Here is a 17,061-nt window from a genome sequence, read left to right as displayed (position 1 = left end):
CCTGATAAGCGGGCCCTTTTTGTATTTTTTTCTCTCTGTCCGCTTTTTATCCGAGTTGCATTTTAGCCCCTAAAAAGGCCTAGCTGAGGCGCTCAGCCTATTGCTAAACAGCTACCACTGGGGCAGGCTAATAGCTGCAAGTTTGACACTTCGCTCAGGTTTAGCTTTGCAGTCCATAATAAAAGCTCTGGTTTAGGAGATAGGATGGAAACTTACAAAAGTATCTTCAGTATTAAACGGCTATGGACCATCCTGATCTCAGGCATGGTTGTTATGTTCGGTATTTTGCTGTTCCTGGGTTCGGAAGTTTATCAGCAGGCACCGCCGATCCCCGAGTCCATCCAAACAAGCTCCGGTGAAGTGCTCTACAGCAAGAGTGACATAGAAACTGGGCAAAATGTTTGGCAGTCGATTGGCGGTATGGAGCAGGGCTCAATCTGGGGCCATGGTGCTTATTTGGCTCCAGACTGGAGTGCTGATTGGCTCAATCGTGAGGCCAAGGCCCTGCTGGCGATTAAAAAATCGCAGCGCCAGATAGCGGGTTTGACTGAGGCTGAGTTGGACGCTCTGGTCAAAGCCTCACTGATCAAGGAAATGCGCAGCAATACCTATGACCCTGACACCGGCATCATCACCATTAGTGATGAGCGTTTACAGGCCATTCGTCAGGTCGAAGCGCATTATCTAGATTTGTATCAGGGTAGCACGCCAGAGGCTTTGGATCTGCGTCGTGATTATGCATTTGCACTCAATGGGGCGATCACTGAGCAGGAAGCGCGCCAACTGTCGGCCTTCTACTTTTGGACTGCTTGGGGCGCTAGTACAGAGCGCCCCGGCAAAGATATTACCTATACAAGCAACTGGCCCCATGAGCCTTTAGTGGCTAACTACCCGACTGCGGGTATGTTGATGTGGAGTATCGCCTCGGTCATCTTGTTGTTGGCTGCAGCCGGTGCACTGATTGCCTTCTACGTGTACCAGTATGATGTTTGGCGCGATGACATGCTCCCCGAAGAGGGCTTGGCGAGAACAGATATTGTCGGCGCTGCCACTATTACCCCATCGATGCGGGCTACGGCCAAATATTTCTGGCTAATTTCCGCCATGTTTCTGGCCCAGGTTTTATTTGGCATCGTCACTGCACACTATGCGGTGGAGGGGCAGGGGCTTTATGGCCTGCCTTTTGCTGAATACTTTCCCTATGCTGTTACTCGCACTTGGCATACCCAGCTAGCGGTGCTTTGGATAGTCACTGCCTTCCTAGCGGGGGGGCTTTATATTGGGCCTTTACTGTCTGGTCGCGACCCCAAGTTTCAGCGTTTAGGGGTGAACATTCTGTTTTTCAGTTTAGTCCTAATCGTTGTGGGCTCTTTTGCGGGGCAGTGGGCGGCTATTCATCGCTTCGTGGAGAACTTAACAACAAACTTCTGGTTTGGACATCAAGGCTATGAATACATCGATCTCGGACGCTTTTGGCAAATCTACCTGACGATCGGTCTGGCGATTTGGGCTGTATTGGTGATACGGGCTATTCTTCCCTACTTAAAAGATAAAATTGAGATGTCACTGACCTACCTCGTGTTGGTGGCCGTCGCAGCGATTGCCTTGTTTTATGTGCCCAGTCTATTTTGGGGACAAAACCCCAACCTTTCGGTCATGGAGTACTGGCGCTGGTGGGTTGCCCACATGTGGCTTGAAGGTATTTTCGAGGTCTTTACCGTGGCCTTGATCTCCTTGCTTTTCGTACATATGGGCTTGCTACGCAAGATGACCGCGACCTTCATGGTGCTGCTGGCGACCATTATCTTCTTATTCGGTGGGGTCTTAGGAACCTTCCATCACTTGTACTTTAGCGGCACACCGGTTTCGGTTATCGCCGTGGGTGCGATGCTTTCCGCACTGGAAGTAGTGCCACTGCTGCTGGTCGGTTTTGAGGCTTATCACCGGGGTAAGACGGAGCGCGTAGAAGATTGGCAGCAGGCTTATCACTGGCCCTTTATGTTTTTTGCCGCGGTGCTGTTTTGGAATTTAATAGGGGCAGGTTTGTTCGGCTTTTTGATCAACACTCCCATAGCTCTCTATTATATTCAGGGCTTTAATACCACAGCTAACCACTCTCACGGTGCGCTATTTGGTGTTTATGGCATGCTGGGTCTGGGGCTGATGCTCTACTGCATGCGCGGCTTGACTGATGTGAGTCAGTGGAATCAGAAGCTGATTAAAACGGCCTTCTGGTGCTTGAATATTGGCTTAGCCATGATGACCTTCCTGTCGCTATTGCCACAAGGGGCCTGGCAGGCCTATATCAGTATTAACGATGGTTATAGCGTGGCACGCTCTGCTGAAGTGATACAAAGCGATATTATGCATGCGCTGGTTTGGGCTAGGGTGCCTGGGGATGTGGTGTTTGGGGTCGGCGTATTTGCCTTTGCCTGGTTTGTGTTTCGGGCTTTTGTACCCAAAAATAAGGCTCTAGGCTAAGCAGTTTAAAAGATTGGCAATAGCAGCTAGTTTGGAGCCGCCTTACTTCAATGCGGCGGCTCCACAACTGAGAGTCAAAATGCGTATTGATAGCCTAGCGTGAGCATTGATTGCATGTCCATCTGAACGCCGTTGACATCCTGGTAGATGGGCGCTTGATACTCGATCGCTAATCGGTGGCCACGGATCAGGCCACTTTGCCCTACCAGATTGACACCCAGTGCTAAGTTGAGAGTTTCAGCGCCATAGTTGTCGGGGTTGGCGCCCTGTACTGGCGCATGTATTTTGGGGTCGGCACCGTCAATCTCATCTTGGTACTGATAATTGAGGCGCAGCGAAGCGCTGATGCCGTCGCGATAGCGATAACTTCCCCAGGCGTTGAGCTCGTGCTTGTCACCTAAGCTGTAGTCTTCATCGTTCTCACCCAGGCGCAGGCTTGCTAGATACTGGCTGCCCCAAGCCCACTGGCCCTGGTAGCCATTATAGGTGATCCCCGGTTGCAGATCGTAGGTGCCTGAGCCCAATTGCATGGCATAGGGCATACGCATTTTCATGCGCATACCCGTGGGCGCGAGTGCGGTGGCAGTTTCATCGATACTGCCGGTGGGCAGGCTAAGCCCTAAGTTGAGATGTAGCTTTGCATGCGGCTGGTCCAGTAGCCCCCAAAGTGCCGATACTTTAGTGTCACCTATGCCTGAGCTACGGGTGCTAAATTTGCCGAGCTTGTCGCTGCCTGACATGCCGGCATAAGTGCTGTGTTGCATGTCTTTGTCTAAGTAATTAAACATCGCCATCAGCGTAAGTTGGTCACTGGGGGCGTACATCAGTCCCAGCATATGCATATCGCTAGTCATCCGTGTCGGCACCACGCGCACTTTCTCAGGCCCGGGAAATGGGTTGTTCAGAGAGTTAATAATTTCTTTAGCGGAGATATCGCTGCTGCCTCGCAAATTGCCTTTCATGCTCATACGCATGAAACGGTAGGACATCATCCACTCGCCTTGTTTGTGACGGTGATCACCCATCACGCCAATCGGTGCATGCGTGTCGGCGAGGATGGCTTGCGGTGCTGATGCTGTGAAGTCGCTGTTGTGGGCCTTGGCGCTAGCACTTGTGAAAGCGCTAATAGTTGCGATGGCAAGCCCAGCGCTAGTAGCTGCTGTGAATAGATGTTTCATCTGCTTGTTTCCGGTATGTAATAGAAAGCGGGGCAGTGCACAATACTTTTGTGACTGCCCCTGAGCTAGTTGGTGTGGGTTTTACTTAGTGAGCTTAGCGTCGCCGGCGTCGACTCTCTTCGGCTTTGCCCTTAAAAGCTTCAATATTGTGCAGGCCAAAGGGCTTTTTAAGCGACTCACTCATGTAGAAATCAGGTTCATAATTAATATCTTTCCACATATAGAAGTCCGGCTTCTCGATACCTTCGTACTCAACCACTAACATCGAGCCGGCACCCTCCTTGCCCGCCGCAGTGGTATTTGCTTCGATATGGTCATGCACCATCCAGATTCCAGGGTTATTCATTTTGACGATCGCGTCATAACGCTCACCAGGTTGAACCGGAACTACGTCAGCATAGTAAGGACTTGCCAGTGGCGAACCATCCTTATGCGTAACCAGAACATCGTGGCCATGGAGGTGAAAGGACATAGGTGACGTGGGTGCAAACAAGCGCAAGCGCAGAACATCACCCTCTTTCACCCGCAGAGGCTGGTTACCTGGGTGTGACTTACCATTGACAGAAGAGTAGTCCAGTATGCGATGGGGCAAACCATTTTCACCGTAGTCCTGAGCGACGGCAGATGCCCATGTGGAGACAAAGATAATCGCATCTTTAGTGACTTCTTTTTCCAGCTCAATCGGCTCTTTTGGCTCGACAATCAGCGGCCCCCACATACCGCGCAAGTCGATATGCTCAGCGGTGTTGACGTGACAGTGGTAGAACAAACTGCCGGCTTTATCGGCCACAAAGCGGTAGGTGAAGCTCTCGCCTGGCTCGATTCCCAGTTGGGTCACATCGGGCACACCGTCCATGCGCCAAGAGTTGGTCTGATAAACACCGTGCCAGTGCACGGTGTGGTTGAGCGTGGTGTTATTGTGCACGACCACCTCGACATCATCCCCTTCCTTAACGTGAAGCAGGGGCCCAGGCACTTGACCGTTGAAGCCCCAAACCTTGGCTTTAAATCCAGGCGCTACTTCCACTTCGACTTCTTCAATAGTCATTTCGAACTGTCGCAGTTCGGCATTGGCGCCGAGGCTGAGCAGTCCCAGAAAAATCCCGGCTAGCCAGGCTTTAATCAACATAATCTTTTACTCCTATTTATCGCAGCAGATATGGCGCAGGTAGGCCACTAGATCGTCTACTTGTTCATCGCTGAGGTTCTTATCCCAAGCGGGCATTAGAACGGATTTATTGACTGCTTTGCCGCCGTGCTTGATGGCTTTAATCAGCTCCTCATCACTGCGGGCAGACATTTCGCTAGTATCGGTATGATCCCGTGGCAAGACCGACATATCGGGAATATTAATTCCCTTACCATCGCCGTTGATGCCGTGACATTGAGTGCAGTAGATTTGGTAGAGCTGCTTGCCAGCTTCTGCATCAGCAGCCCAACTGTGAGCAGAGACTGCCGTCAAAGCGCTAACAGCTAGCGTAACAAGTGCATAGCGCATTATTCGTCCTCCCCATTTACTTTCAGGTAGTCGCTGAGCTTTTGCACCGCTGCTTGGTTTAAATCATTAGCGGGCATTAGAGTGTGTGGATCCCAAGCCACCGGGTCAGTGATAAATGACGCGATGAACTTCGGCTGCAGGCGATCCCAGGCGCTGTAGAGTTCAGGGCCTGATAGGCCGCCGTAGTCCGGTGCATCGCGGTGACAGGCATCGCAACCGTTGAACTTACCGAAGTTAAGATTACCCATACGCCAGCTGATGTTGCCCACTTCGTAGTCAACGGCATCGAGCTTGTCGGTATAGGGCGTGAGTTTCATTAGTGCTGCGCTGGCAAGTTCTGCATCCGCTGCAGAGAGACTTATATGCTCGGGCAGGCTATCGCTGTCAACAACATCCCCATCGGGCCCCGGCACAGTATGTGCAGCAGGAAAATAGCCAGCGGGGCGAATGCGCTCGGGCTTTTGGAGCCATTGCACTAACCACTCAGGGCGGAACTTATTACCGGCATAGTAAAGTGGCGGCGCCTTGCGCTCGGCGCGCTCTTGAACAGTGCTAGATGCGTAGTCCTCCGCCTGTAAAGCATGGCAAGAGGCACATTGTTGCTCCAGTAATTGCTCAGCCATCGCACTTGGGCTGAGTGCAGCTAGCCCAAGTGCGCAGGTGACTATCGCCAGTAGATTTGACTGTTTCATCATCATATTTCCTCTGTTGGCGTGAATCTCAGCGCAGTAGTATTTGATCACCGTGGCCCTTTTCTTTGCTGGCGCCTTTGTAATTCATCAATACTGAGATAGCGCCATTGAGGGCGTGCTTCATGCGGTGGTCGACCAGGGCATTATTGGTGTCGCGGTCTTTGGGGCTAATTAAGTCCAAAACCATGCCGTGGGCCGGAGCAATTTCTACTGTTTGTAGACCCCATGAAACGTTTTTCGGGTTGCCGTTATCCCAAACCTGTTCCCAGATTCCAGCAATGGGGTGGAAAGCCACTGCGTCATTGATCATGGCGTTAACGAAAAAGAAGCGCACTCGCTCACCTGGCTCTGATTCAAGTGTTTGAGTCGCATTGGAATCGTGTACGGGGTCGTAGTGGAATTGTTTGCCATTGATCATGGCGCCAACCCAACCTTCGCCATTTTTACGCTGGTCGGCGGAGGAGCCGGGCTCAAAAACGTCACCCTGTACCAATACGTATTCACGGTCAGGTTTGGGGTAGTCTTCACTGTAGCCTTCCTTGGGGTCGACAATAATCACACCGTACATCCCGCGAGAAATATGTTCGGCCATAGAGTCAGAGCCGCAGTGGTAGATAAATACTCCGGGGTAATCCGCGCTAAAGGTGAAGTCCTTGCTGTGACCTGGCTTGATCGACTCAAACTCGTCCAGCACATCAAAGCGACTGGCATGGAAATCGATTGAGTGACTGTTTTTATTGGTGGCGTCGTTAGTGATACTGAATTCAATCACGTCCCCTTGCTTGACGCGTAACAGGGGGCCGGGTACCTGGCCGTTATAAGTCCACATTGGATGCTTGGTGCCGGCGTTGTCGATCACTAGGTCTTTTTCCACCACATTGAGCTTTACTTCGACAGTTTCTGCGAAGCTGGGGCTTGCGATTAGCGCCGCGCTGGTCAGTAGGGAGGCTGCGATCATTTTTTTCATTGCTTGTTCCTTATCAATAAGCATACTTGGGGTGTATCCAACAATTAGCAATCAAGATTCATGCCAGATTCGTAAATCATTGATAAGATTGAAATAAATAAGATAAGATGTTTTTTTAACACGCTGCTGCGCAGTGACAAAAACACATGAATGAGTGATAAAATGACATCAAACACTGCTTTTGTGGACATGGCAGCCATAGTGGCTGATTTATCTCGCTCTCTGCCGCAGCAGATGCGCTACCAGCGTCTACTGGAGGCTTTTGATCGCAACTTTCCCTGCGATGCGATTGCGCTCTTAGAGTTAAAGGGCGATACCTTAGTACCCCGGGCCACTAAGGGTTTGAGCCCGGGGGTCATGGGGCGGCGTTTTGCCGTGGCCAATCACCCGCGCTTGGCGCGCTTGCTAGCGAGTCGTAAGAGCTTGAGGTTTGCTGCCGACTCGGAGCTGCCAGACCCCTACGACGGTTTGATTGAGCATGCTGATGGACACCTGAATATTCACGACTGTATGGGAGCGGCGCTGCTCGTAGATGAAGTGCCCTGGGGAGTAGTGACTCTGGATACCCTTGATCCGAACGCTTTTGATAACCTCGATATGGAGGTTTTCGAAGCTTTTCTCGGCGTTGCTTCTGCAACGGTGCGGGCCGCCAGTCTGATAGATCAATTGGAGCAAAAGCTAGAGCGCAGAAAAACGATAGAACTCAGCCAAGCGAGCCCTAGCGGCTTTGAAATGATTGCTGAGAGCCCGGAAATGGTCCGTTTGTTAACAGAAATAAAAACTGTGGCTAGCTCGGATTTAACAGTGCTCATACAAGGCGAAACTGGGGTCGGCAAAGAGTTGGTAGCGAAACAAATACATCATCACTCTGCCCGTGCAAGTGAGCCTATGGTGCACGTGAACTGTGCTGCGCTGCCATTATCATTGGCTGAAAGTGAGCTCTTTGGGCACGTTAAAGGTGCCTTTACTGGCGCCGAAGATGATCGACTGGGTAAGTTTCAGCTTGCCGATGAGGCAACTTTATTTCTGGATGAAGTGGGTGAGTTGCCCCTGGAGTTACAGTCAAAGTTACTGCGCACCCTACAGAATGGTGAAATTCAGCGTGTTGGCAGTGACCAACATCAACGCGTCAATGTGCGAGTCATTGCGGCCACTAACCGCGACTTAAAAATAGAGGTGGCGGAGGGGCGTTTTCGCGCCGATCTATATCACCGCTTAAGCGTTTATCCCTTAGTGGTACCGCCTCTGCGCGAGCGGGTTGAGGATATCTTGCCGCTGGCGGGCTACTTCTTAGAGCGCAATCATCGGCGCTTGGGCTTGCGCGGCGTGCGTATGACTGCAGCGGCTAACCGTTGGATGCGTAGCTATGCCTGGCCGGGGAATATTAGAGAGTTAGAACATACGCTTTCGCGCGCCATGATCCGAGCTGTCACTGCCGGGCAGGATACTAAGCAGGTGATTGGCTTGGATGTGGCGCACCTAGAGCAGGGTGCAATTGTGAGTGAGCCGCAGGAGCAAGTGGAGCTGCCGCCCCCTGCGGTGCTTGGCAAGACATTAAGCGAGGCAGTAGATGATTATAAGCGGGATATTATCGCAGAGAGCTTGCGCGAACATGGCAATAATCGCGCAGCTGTTGCCCGTGCCCTAGGACTCGACCGCGGCAATCTTGTGCGCCAGATGCAGCGCCTCGGCCTCAGCTAAATTCTGCTGATCACTAATCACCACACTAAAACTCCCACTTAGCAAAGGGCTTGTTAGCGTCTAATTTTCGAGACAGTGACAGGCCTTAGCTATGCCCTTGTCGCGCTTCTATAAAACCTGCACTGCGCACTAGCTATCAAAGTTTTTGCTCTGGCTTCATGGCTTGCTGTTAACACCGGCGGGCCACTGCCGGCGCGTAGCCCAGATATCTGGCGGACAGTTAAGTGTTTAGTGATTGTTCCGCTAAATCAAAAGTACTTGTCGCTCAATCAAAAGTTTTTTCCTGTGGACACAGGAGAATGCGTGCCGCTAATTAATCGATTTTGGCACTTTGTTTTTAGTTTTGTTCTTTCGGAGGAGGCCTTCTTGAGGACTGTGTTAAAGCGAGCGTCAAACAATAAGGAGACAGTGGGATGAGTAGACAAGTACCAGGCATGCGAAGGCCGAGGCGCCCTATTAGCTTGGCGCTTGGCACCTTTACCTTGGCGGGCATGATGGCCAGCCCCTTGGTGCAGGCGGGCTTCGAAAACGGGAGCTTTCAGACGGGTGATTTAAGTCACTGGACCACCAAAGATTATAAAAGAACTTCGCATACCGCCTCCGTGCCCTTGACGAATATGGGCCAAATGAATTTGACAAAACAAGGCTCTATTGTGGGTGGCAATAACGTCAATCGGGTCAAGGTATTGTCGGGTCCCTCTTTTACCATTCCTAATGCACCAGAACTGTCAGCGCCGCGTTGGGGCGATCATGTGGTGCAGATCGGTGGCGAGGACAGCAAGAAAGCCAGTTCCCTTGAGCAAAAAGCCACTATGACAGTTGCCGATGTGGACCCCGCAGATGGCAAGGTGCATATTCGCTTTGCTGTGGCCCCAGTCATCAACGACCCGGATCACCCCGATACCCAGCAGCCTTTCTTCTTTGTCGAGGTCATCAATCACACTAAAGGCGAGAAACAGCTGTTTAACACCTTTAACTTTGCTAACCAGCCGGGCGTTGCGTGGAAAAAATACGGTGATTACCTGTATACAGATTGGCAGGGCTTTGATATAGCGCCGGGTAATGGCTTGCTCGATGTGGGTGATGAGGTCACTATCCGAGTGGTCGCCTCCAACTGTGGTCAAGGGGCTGCGGATCACACCGCAGTGGTCTATATGGACGCCTTAGGCGCTTTTATGCCGAACTTGGCGGTATCCGCAAGTGGCCCAAGCACTACGCAGCCGGGCCAGCAGATAACGTATCGTTACGATTACATTAACAGCGGCGACTTGGTTGCAGCTGACAGCAAAGTCCAGCTGGCAGCACCTTTTGTAGGAAACGGGGTAGCGACTGCATTTTTCTTAGATGATGGCTTGCCCGAGAACTGTGTCGGAGACCCTGATAACAACAACCAACCCTTCGATGGTGCCCCTCGCGGCGATTACATCATCTGTAATCTCGGCGATGTGGATATCAATGAAAGTGGCAGTTTTGATGTGACCTTTACGGTGCCCAATGACGCGCCAACGACCGCTTCTGAAAATGTAGTCAATAATGGTGACTACTTCATCGAGGCCGGAGGAGTAGATCCTTTTATTGGCCCCTTGGTTCAGACTGGAATTGTGGGCTCAAGTATTGAGCTAGTTGATCTGGGCGTCACTATCGATGATGGCGGTCGGCTCTCCTATGCTCAGGGTGACCAAGCAAGTTACACGGTGACTGTCAAGAATCACGGTGACAGTCCTGCTGGAGGAGAGTTGACCCTGAATGTCCTGGGTTTGGGTGCAGATTGTACTGCTCTGATAGTAGATGGCAGCCCGAGCTGTATGCCTGAGGGAGACGGGTTGAAAGTCACTTACACGCTTGCTGGGTTAGCCCCCGAGGGTGAGGTTTCCTACACCTTTGAAGGGTCGGTTCAGCCTGCAGGCCCGGTAAATGTCGCCGCGACGGTCGAGGTCACCGAGGCTGGCAAAACGGACAGTTATCTGGCCAACAACACCGCCGGTTCTAACTTGCCTGTGGGCGCTCCAGTGACTGCTTCGGTTAACGCAGTCGGGACGGGGGCTGGGCAAATACTAGCAGTGCCCGGTGGCTTGGCCTGTGGTGATGCGAATACTGCCTGTAGTAGTTCAGGGCTTACGGGTGCGGTCGTCTCGGGCGCCGAGCTGCGTTTGACTCCGGTGGCTCGTCCGGACTCCATTTTCACCGGTTGGTCGGAGGATAGTAGCTGCGAGAACCTTAACGATTCGCCTTGCATCATTCAGGTAGGTGATGATCCTGTTAAGGCGACTGCAAACTTTGCCTTGGCCTGGCTAGTCAAGGGCAGTGTGGACTCCACGGACAACGCCGGCAGTATTCTCCCCCCGGCGCAGAAGGTGCCCAGGGATAGTCAAGTAGAGTTTGATATAGTACCTGAGCTGGGTTATGTACCTTATATTGATGAGAGCAGCTCTTGCCAGTCAGCAGAGCTGTTGCCGGGCAAGCCCTACCGTTATCAGCATGGCCCCGTTACCCAAGACTGTGAGTTTGTGATTGGCTTCACCAATACTGACGTGGTTGATGTCATAGGTACAGTCGAAGGTCCCCATGGTGAGATTTCCTCACCGGGTACAACATGGCTCAACAAGGGTGGCAGTATGACCTATGAGGCGATACCAGAGCCAGGCTATGTGCCGGTTTTTGGTGGAAGCTGTGTGGGCAGCGCAACAGGTGCTAGCTTTACCGCGAGCCAGGTACAGGAGAGCTGTGAAGTCGTGCTGAGCTTTGTCGAGGAGGCAGAAGCCTTTGAGGTGATCTCCTCGGTCGATGGCAGTGGTGGCCGGATCAATATAGTTGGGCCGCTTAACGTAGCTGCAGGCGAGACGCGTAGCTATACTTTGCTGCCAGATGAGGGCTTTACACCACGTATTGCGCAAAGCTCCTGTCCAGGGATTTTCCAAGCAGGTCAACCTAATACCTATACCGTGGGTCCAGTGGAGGAAGACTGTGCGTTTAGCGTTGGCTTTACCGAAGATACCGTGGATGTGAGTGCTGTGGTGACCGGTGGCAATGGTGAGATTACGCCACCTGGGATCACCAGCATTGCGCGTGGTGGAGAAACTCTCTATACAGCGCTGCCTGATGACGCGAATGGCAAAGTCATATTTGGCGGTAGCTGTGCCGGTGAAGCGAGTGCCGGTGACAACACCTTTTATGCACGCAATGTGCAGGAAGATTGTGTGGTTGAAGTGACCTTTGTCAGCCCGGCTCAGAGCACCGGTATTCACACTATCACTTTATCGGTGGACGGTGAGGGTGGCACTATAGACGGCGTTATCGGCAGCGTGAACATCTTTCACCATGGCAGCCGTGACTATCGCTTTAGCGCCGATCCGGGCTTGATTCCTTATCTCTCAGGTACTTGCCCAGCAGCGGTAAATGGCGGGCTTATCACGGTAGGCCCGGTCACTGAGGACTGTGATCTTGTGGTGAAGTTTGGTCGCGTTGCCGCTGTGCCTGTTAACAACCCCTTTATGTTGCTGCTTTTGGCGCTTGCTGTACTTGGTTTAGTTGCTAGGCAGCGCAGCTAGCGCAGCTTACAGCTCTAAGACTGAGCAATACTTGGCTGACAAACACTAGCTAAGTATTAGCTGCTGACAGGCGGCTGGTCTATGGACTAGCCGCCTGTTTTTGCATCCTCCGTAGTCTTTTTGTTTTACGCATTAACACGCTGTTGACTTAGGGTGGTATATTGTGGCGTTTTAGATAGATAAATGCGCCCAGGCCTTGCTTAAAACCTTCTTTATATTTATTTATCAAGAGAACTCCCGTTCGCTTGTGCTTTCGCAGCTGCGTGTCCTGTATTTGCTCACCCTTACGGCTTTGATCTTCTTGGGGCCAAGCAATGCAGCAGCGGCTGTTAAAGTGCTTGATTGTGCCAAGGGCAGCGCTGCGCTAAGCCCCTGGCTGTTACTGTATGAAGATCGCTCTGCAGGGCTTGGGGTCTCTGCTGTCAGTGCGCTGCCACAGGAGGAGTGGCATCGTGCTTCTGCTACTTTGCTTGCACCGGGGCCCAGCAGCTCTGCGCTTTGGCTGCGCTTACAATTGACTAACTCCTCCTCTCAAAGCTGCCAGCGACATTTGTTTTTGGGCTCTGCTAAAACCCGCGACTTGCAGCTATACCAACAGCGCGATGGGAATTGGCATCGCTCTGTTGGCGGTAGCCATTATCCCTTTGATGAGTGGGCTGTCGCCGCTAGGCCTTTTGCTTTTCCGCTGACTGTGGCTGCAGGTGAAAGCAGCAGCCTTTTGCTCCGCTTATCCAGCCCTATTACGGTGGCTGTGGACCCTATGTTGTTGACCGATCTGGACATGCTGCAGGTCCGTATGGCTGAAGGTCTTGCTGATGGTCTAGTTGTTGGTTTTGTGTTGCTGTTGGTGATGTTCAGTATCTCGTTAGGGCTGATATACCGCTCTAAACTCTTACTTTTATATGCTGGCTCGGTCTTGGCTTACGTATCGCATGTTCTTCTAGTCAATGCTTATGGTCTAGAGTACTTGTGGCCGCAATTGCCTGAACTGGATCTGCGTTTGGCACTAGCGGCCAGCTTGATGACGCGTTTGCTAGTGTTGGAGTTTGTTGTTGTTCTATTGCAGGTTAGGCAGCAGGCACTATTCAGTCGAATCCTGTGCTATCTGTGCCGTGGGGGTTTTTGGTGTTTAGTGCTTTGTAGCCTATTTTTCCCACAGATAAATAGCCTAAGTTATGGTGGGGCTCTCCACGGACTACTGGGGCTGCTAGTGCCAGTGATTTATTTCTTTTGGCTGCTACAGGGCTATCGGCAGGGCCTAGCTTACAATTGGTTGTGTTATCTGGTACCTAGCCTTATATTTTTACAGTCTTCACTGCACTACGCTTTTTTGTTTGGCTATTCGCAGCAGTCGCCTTTCGAATACAGCTGGCTCTCTCTTTCTACTTTGCCGGGTGCTTTGTTGTTGGCCGCGACCTTGATTAACCAAGTAGCTCTTTCTCGGCGGGCAGAGCGGCAAGCCAAGCAGGATGTCGAGCTGCTGCGACGTACTGCTAGATCGCGGCTGGAAAGCACGGTGAAATTGCGCACATCACAACTAAAAGCGTCACTGCACTCACAGCGCATGCTGCTGGCCCGTATCAGTCACGATCTGCGGGCACCTTTACAGCAGGTAATGGCAGACCTAGTGAATTTGCGAGGCAGAACTCTTGCAGAGGGGCGTATAGATGCGATAGAGCAAAATATGCGCTATCAGTTAGCACTCATTGATGACCTTTTAGAATACTCCACTGAAGAGCTGAAACAGCTTGAGCTTAGGCTGGCGCCGGGTTACTTGATGGGTTTTTTAGAGCTTAGCGCGGAGCAGGGTAAGTTTTTAGCCAAACGCTATGGTAATCAGTTTTATTTTGACTGCGCAAAGCAGTTACCGGCGCAAGTAGAGGCAGATTTTAAACGATTGCGGCAAGTGCTTGTGAACCTGCTTGCCAATGCAGCTAAATACACCCAAAAAGGCAAAATATCCTTTCGTGTCGAAGCCCTATTACAGAGAGGCGAGATGCATACTCTGCGCTTTATCGTTGAGGATAACGGTATAGGGTTAGCTAAAGGGCAGCAGTTGCCGCTACAAAAACCTTTCCAGCGTGATCTAAAAGCCTTGGCTAAGGAGGGCAAGGGCTTGGGACTGTACATTGTGCGTGAGCTACTGCAGCTGATGGGGAGCGAGTTGCAACTGAAGCCAGGTGCTGAGGGCGGCTCTTGTTATTTCTTTGACCTGAGTCTTAAGTCGGTGAGCGAGGATAGCCTCGAGCAGGTCTATATTGAAAGTTATGTAGATGACTGGGATGGCGAAGGGCTCAATATACTGATCGCCGAGACTTCAGCCACTAGTCAAAATCAGTTGATGGAGCTCTTATCTGGCTACGGTTGTCAGGTTGAAGTTAGCTCTGAGCTGGAACAAGCGCTGAGCTTGATGCGCAGTCAGGAGTTTCATCTTGTTATCACCGAACACAGTTTTAGCAGTCTTAGTGGCGAGCATTTAGTGAGCTTAGCTAATCAGGAAGGCATCCAGGTACCCTTTTTGTTTTATGATAGTAAGGATGCTAATCCTGTTGAGCAATACGCGCTCAGGACTACAGTTAGAGTTGCCCAACTGCGCAGGCCAGCAACGAGTGCGGCGCTTCTGGCCCAGATTAGTCAGATTCATAGTCCTGGCACAGGCGCTGATAACTTGGCCGAGATTGACCACTCGTCCAAACAAGCAGCTTGCTCCACAGCTGTTCTGCAGGCGCTATAGTGCTAGTCGCTCGCTTTGCTAAAAACGCAATAGTCGCTAGCTTAGTTTTGGGCTACTGTGCTGTTGCCTTGCCCGTCTTGGCTCAAGAGATAGATGAGTTGGTTGTTTATGCGACGAGCCAATACTCAGAAAATAGGCGAAGTACAGCGGCGGCCGCTAATATCTCCGAGCTTAGCACTGCGCTAGTGTCACTGCAGGCCACCAGCCCTGACAATAAAAATACCGGTATCTATTTGCGCGGTCTTGGTACGACGGCATTTAATGATGGCATGTCGAGCAGCGTCAAGCTTTTACAGGACGGGATTTATCTCGGGCGGCAGGGCATGTTTCCCACGCGGCTATATGATATTGAAAAGGTCAGCGTAGAACGCGGCCCAGTGATTGATAACCCCGGCCCTACAGGCAGTGCCGGCAGTATCCATGTTCAGTCCCGACCACCGTCATGGGCAGCGGATTATCAGCTAAAAGGCAGTGCCGGAAGCACTGGCTTGCGCGACTATGAGTTGCGTGCCAGCGGCCCCCTAGTTGGTCAAGTCTTAGCCGGTCGTTTGTCTGCTTACCACTTCAGGCGCGATGGCAATATTTATAATGAAACGCAACAGCGTGAGCTGAACTTCGAGCATCACCAAGCTGTGCGGGGCCAATTGCTGTGGCTGCCGAGTCAAACGCTGTCGTCGCGTATCATCGCAGAGCAGAGCAAGTTGGCCGACGATTGTTGCGCTTACCTTGCCCGGCATTACAGTGATGGCACATTAGCTCGCGCAGCGGCTTTGGGCTATGAGCTATTGCCAACCAAGGCTGCCGAGCGCCGCGTGGCTTCAGATCGCAAAAATCGCCGCAACATAAGGCAGCGAGCGCTAAGCATAGATTTAGATTGGTTGCCCAATGACAAGCTCAATCTGTCTAGCATGAGCGGTTGGCGGGAGTGGCGCTATGATTCCGATCTGGACCTCGATGGCATTGCGCTGCCGATTACTGAGAGCGGCGGTTCGTTTATGTCTCACCGCCAATTGAGCCAGGAGCTGCGCCTTCAAGTTGCGCCAAGCGCCAATATGGAATTGGAGTTCGCAGCTCTCTACCTGCAGCAGCAGCACCGACGAGAGGGGCAGTTAGTTTATGGCTCTAGTGCTGCGAGTTGGTATCTGGCACAGCGAGACGCAGCCGCGATTATTTTAGAAGGCGCTAGGGTCCGGACTCCGATGCAGCAAAAGGCTGAGACAGCTTCCCTGTTAGCTAAGTTATTATGGCTAGATGACAGTGGCTGGAGTGCTACGGCAGCGATGCGCTATAGCTGGGATAAGCGAAGAGCTAGGGGGCAGCGTGAAATTTCAGGTCTGCAAGAGCTGCCAAGTGACGCCAATTTTGCCACAGTAGCTGCACTGTTACGCAACCTGGCCTTGGGACAGAACGCGCAGGACCAGGCTAGTAATCATTCAGAGCATTTAGACCTATCACTGAAGTTTGACTATCCATTAAGTGAAGGTCTGATAGCCACCTTCTCTTTAGCCAGCGTCTACAAGCCAGCCGGTGTGAATGGTGAGCTTGTCAGCGCAGATATTGCCAAGGTCTTCGACTCTGAAAGCGGCACAGCTGTGTCCGCCGCTTTGCTCTGGCAGAGTGTGGAAAGTGATAGCCAGCTGCAATTGAGGCTTTACCAGCAACAGGTTTCTGATTACCAGGCTTTAAGTTATAACCCCGAGTCCTCACCATTAAATCCGCAAATGAACAACATTATTAATGTTGAGCGAGTGAGAAGTCGTGGTGTGGAGCTAGAGGCCCAGTTCGCCCTGCATTCGCAACTGCGTTTCAGTTATGGCTCTGCCTATAACGATGCGCGATATCAACGCTTTCCCAATGCACCTTGTGCCCCTAGCACTGGGGCGATTTATTGTGACTATAGCAATCTACAAATGGTCAATGCTCCGAGGTGGACAGCATTTGCTGCTCTACAGCATGACTACGCCTTACAAAGCGGCGTTAAACTCTACAGCGCTATAAACTATCAGTGGCGCTCAGCCTATATGGGCCATACGGCCCGAGGCGAGGGCAGCGAGATTGGCAGCCGTGGATTACTCACTCTACATGTCGGTTGGCGGCAGCAGAACTGGGATCTGCGGCTGTGGGCTGATAATGCACTGGATAAAGATTATGTATCTGCCATTTACGCACTGACAGGAAGTGGTGATTACGGCGCAATCTTAGGGCAGCCTCGTGCTTTAGGGCTCACGCTAAAGCTCGGCTTTTAATAGTCTACAGAGCTTG

At 51.8% G+C, this 17,061-nt stretch carries 10 protein-coding genes; 5 read left to right on the top strand and 5 right to left on the bottom strand.

The window, feature by feature from the left end; genetic code table 11:
- The first annotated feature begins 204 nt into the window (after window positions 1-204).
- Window positions 205-2,481: a nitric-oxide reductase large subunit gene (locus H2508_RS05140; RefSeq protein WP_182169596.1), complete on the top strand. Its 2,277-nt coding sequence runs from the start codon at window positions 205-207 to the stop codon at window positions 2,479-2,481.
- A 74-nt stretch (window positions 2,482-2,555) separates the two neighbouring features.
- On the opposite strand, the gene H2508_RS05135 is transcribed toward H2508_RS05140, so the two are convergent.
- The 5 genes from H2508_RS05135 to H2508_RS05115 all read right to left on the bottom strand — a co-directional run bounded on the left by H2508_RS05135 (window position 2,556) and on the right by H2508_RS05115 (window position 6,816).
- Entirely contained in the window at window positions 2,556-3,659 is a 1,104-nt protein-coding gene (locus H2508_RS05135) for a transporter family protein (RefSeq protein WP_182169593.1), read from the bottom strand.
- A gap of 94 nt (window positions 3,660-3,753) precedes the next feature.
- The gene (locus H2508_RS05130; RefSeq protein ID WP_182169589.1) at window positions 3,754-4,788 is read right to left on the bottom strand and encodes a multicopper oxidase domain-containing protein; all 1,035 of its coding nucleotides are present in this window, start codon (window positions 4,786-4,788) and stop codon (window positions 3,754-3,756) included.
- Between the two features lie 12 nt (window positions 4,789-4,800).
- Complete coding sequence (locus H2508_RS05125) at window positions 4,801-5,157, bottom strand: c-type cytochrome (RefSeq protein WP_182169570.1); 357 nt, start codon at window positions 5,155-5,157, stop codon at window positions 4,801-4,803.
- Window positions 5,157-5,849, bottom strand: a complete 693-nt coding sequence (locus H2508_RS05120) for a cytochrome C (RefSeq protein ID WP_182169567.1) — start codon at window positions 5,847-5,849, stop codon at window positions 5,157-5,159. Before H2508_RS05120 ends, H2508_RS05125 begins: the two co-directional genes overlap by 1 nt.
- A 28-nt stretch (window positions 5,850-5,877) precedes the next feature.
- Window positions 5,878-6,816, bottom strand: coding sequence for a multicopper oxidase domain-containing protein (locus H2508_RS05115; protein WP_182169564.1), 939 nt, complete (start codon window positions 6,814-6,816; stop codon window positions 5,878-5,880).
- Window positions 6,817-6,978: 162 nt separating this feature from the next.
- On the opposite strand from H2508_RS05115, the gene norR reads away from it, so the two are divergent.
- The 4 genes from norR (at window position 6,979) to H2508_RS05095 (ending at window position 17,045) form a co-directional block, all read left to right on the top strand.
- Window positions 6,979-8,517, top strand: a complete 1,539-nt coding sequence (norR, locus tag H2508_RS05110; RefSeq protein ID WP_182169546.1) for a nitric oxide reductase transcriptional regulator NorR — start codon at window positions 6,979-6,981, stop codon at window positions 8,515-8,517.
- 413 nt (window positions 8,518-8,930) lie between these two features.
- Window positions 8,931-12,065, top strand: a complete 3,135-nt coding sequence (locus H2508_RS05105) for a DUF11 domain-containing protein (RefSeq protein WP_182169542.1) — start codon at window positions 8,931-8,933, stop codon at window positions 12,063-12,065.
- Between the two features lie 196 nt (window positions 12,066-12,261).
- A complete protein-coding gene (locus tag H2508_RS05100; protein WP_182169537.1) occupies window positions 12,262-14,799 on the top strand; it encodes a 7TM-DISM domain-containing protein in 2,538 nt (845 codons plus the stop codon).
- Window positions 14,799-17,045 carry a TonB-dependent receptor gene (locus tag H2508_RS05095; RefSeq protein WP_182169534.1) on the top strand — a complete coding sequence of 749 codons (2,247 nt, stop codon included), beginning with the start codon at window positions 14,799-14,801 and terminating at the stop codon, window positions 17,043-17,045. The genes H2508_RS05100 and H2508_RS05095 overlap by 1 nt, the downstream gene beginning before the upstream one ends.
- Window positions 17,046-17,061 lie beyond the last annotated feature (16 nt).

Origin of the sequence: Sediminihaliea albiluteola, assembly GCF_014077625.1 — a bacterium.
In the GTDB taxonomy this organism is placed as follows: domain Bacteria; phylum Pseudomonadota; class Gammaproteobacteria; order Pseudomonadales; family Halieaceae; genus Sediminihaliea; species Sediminihaliea albiluteola.
This window is presented reverse-complemented; position numbering and strand designations above follow the sequence as displayed.

Coding starts and splice junctions, on each gene's coding strand:
- H2508_RS05140 (WP_182169596.1), top strand. CDS start 205: ATGGAAACTTACAAAAGTATCTTCAGTATTAAACGGCTATGGACCATC.
- H2508_RS05135 (WP_182169593.1), bottom strand. CDS start 3,659: ATGAAACATCTATTCACAGCAGCTACTAGCGCTGGGCTTGCCATCGCA.
- H2508_RS05130 (WP_182169589.1), bottom strand. CDS start 4,788: ATGTTGATTAAAGCCTGGCTAGCCGGGATTTTTCTGGGACTGCTCAGC.
- H2508_RS05125 (WP_182169570.1), bottom strand. CDS start 5,157: ATGCGCTATGCACTTGTTACGCTAGCTGTTAGCGCTTTGACGGCAGTC.
- H2508_RS05120 (WP_182169567.1), bottom strand. CDS start 5,849: ATGAAACAGTCAAATCTACTGGCGATAGTCACCTGCGCACTTGGGCTA.
- H2508_RS05115 (WP_182169564.1), bottom strand. CDS start 6,816: ATGAAAAAAATGATCGCAGCCTCCCTACTGACCAGCGCGGCGCTAATC.
- norR (WP_182169546.1), top strand. CDS start 6,979: ATGACATCAAACACTGCTTTTGTGGACATGGCAGCCATAGTGGCTGAT.
- H2508_RS05105 (WP_182169542.1), top strand. CDS start 8,931: ATGAGTAGACAAGTACCAGGCATGCGAAGGCCGAGGCGCCCTATTAGC.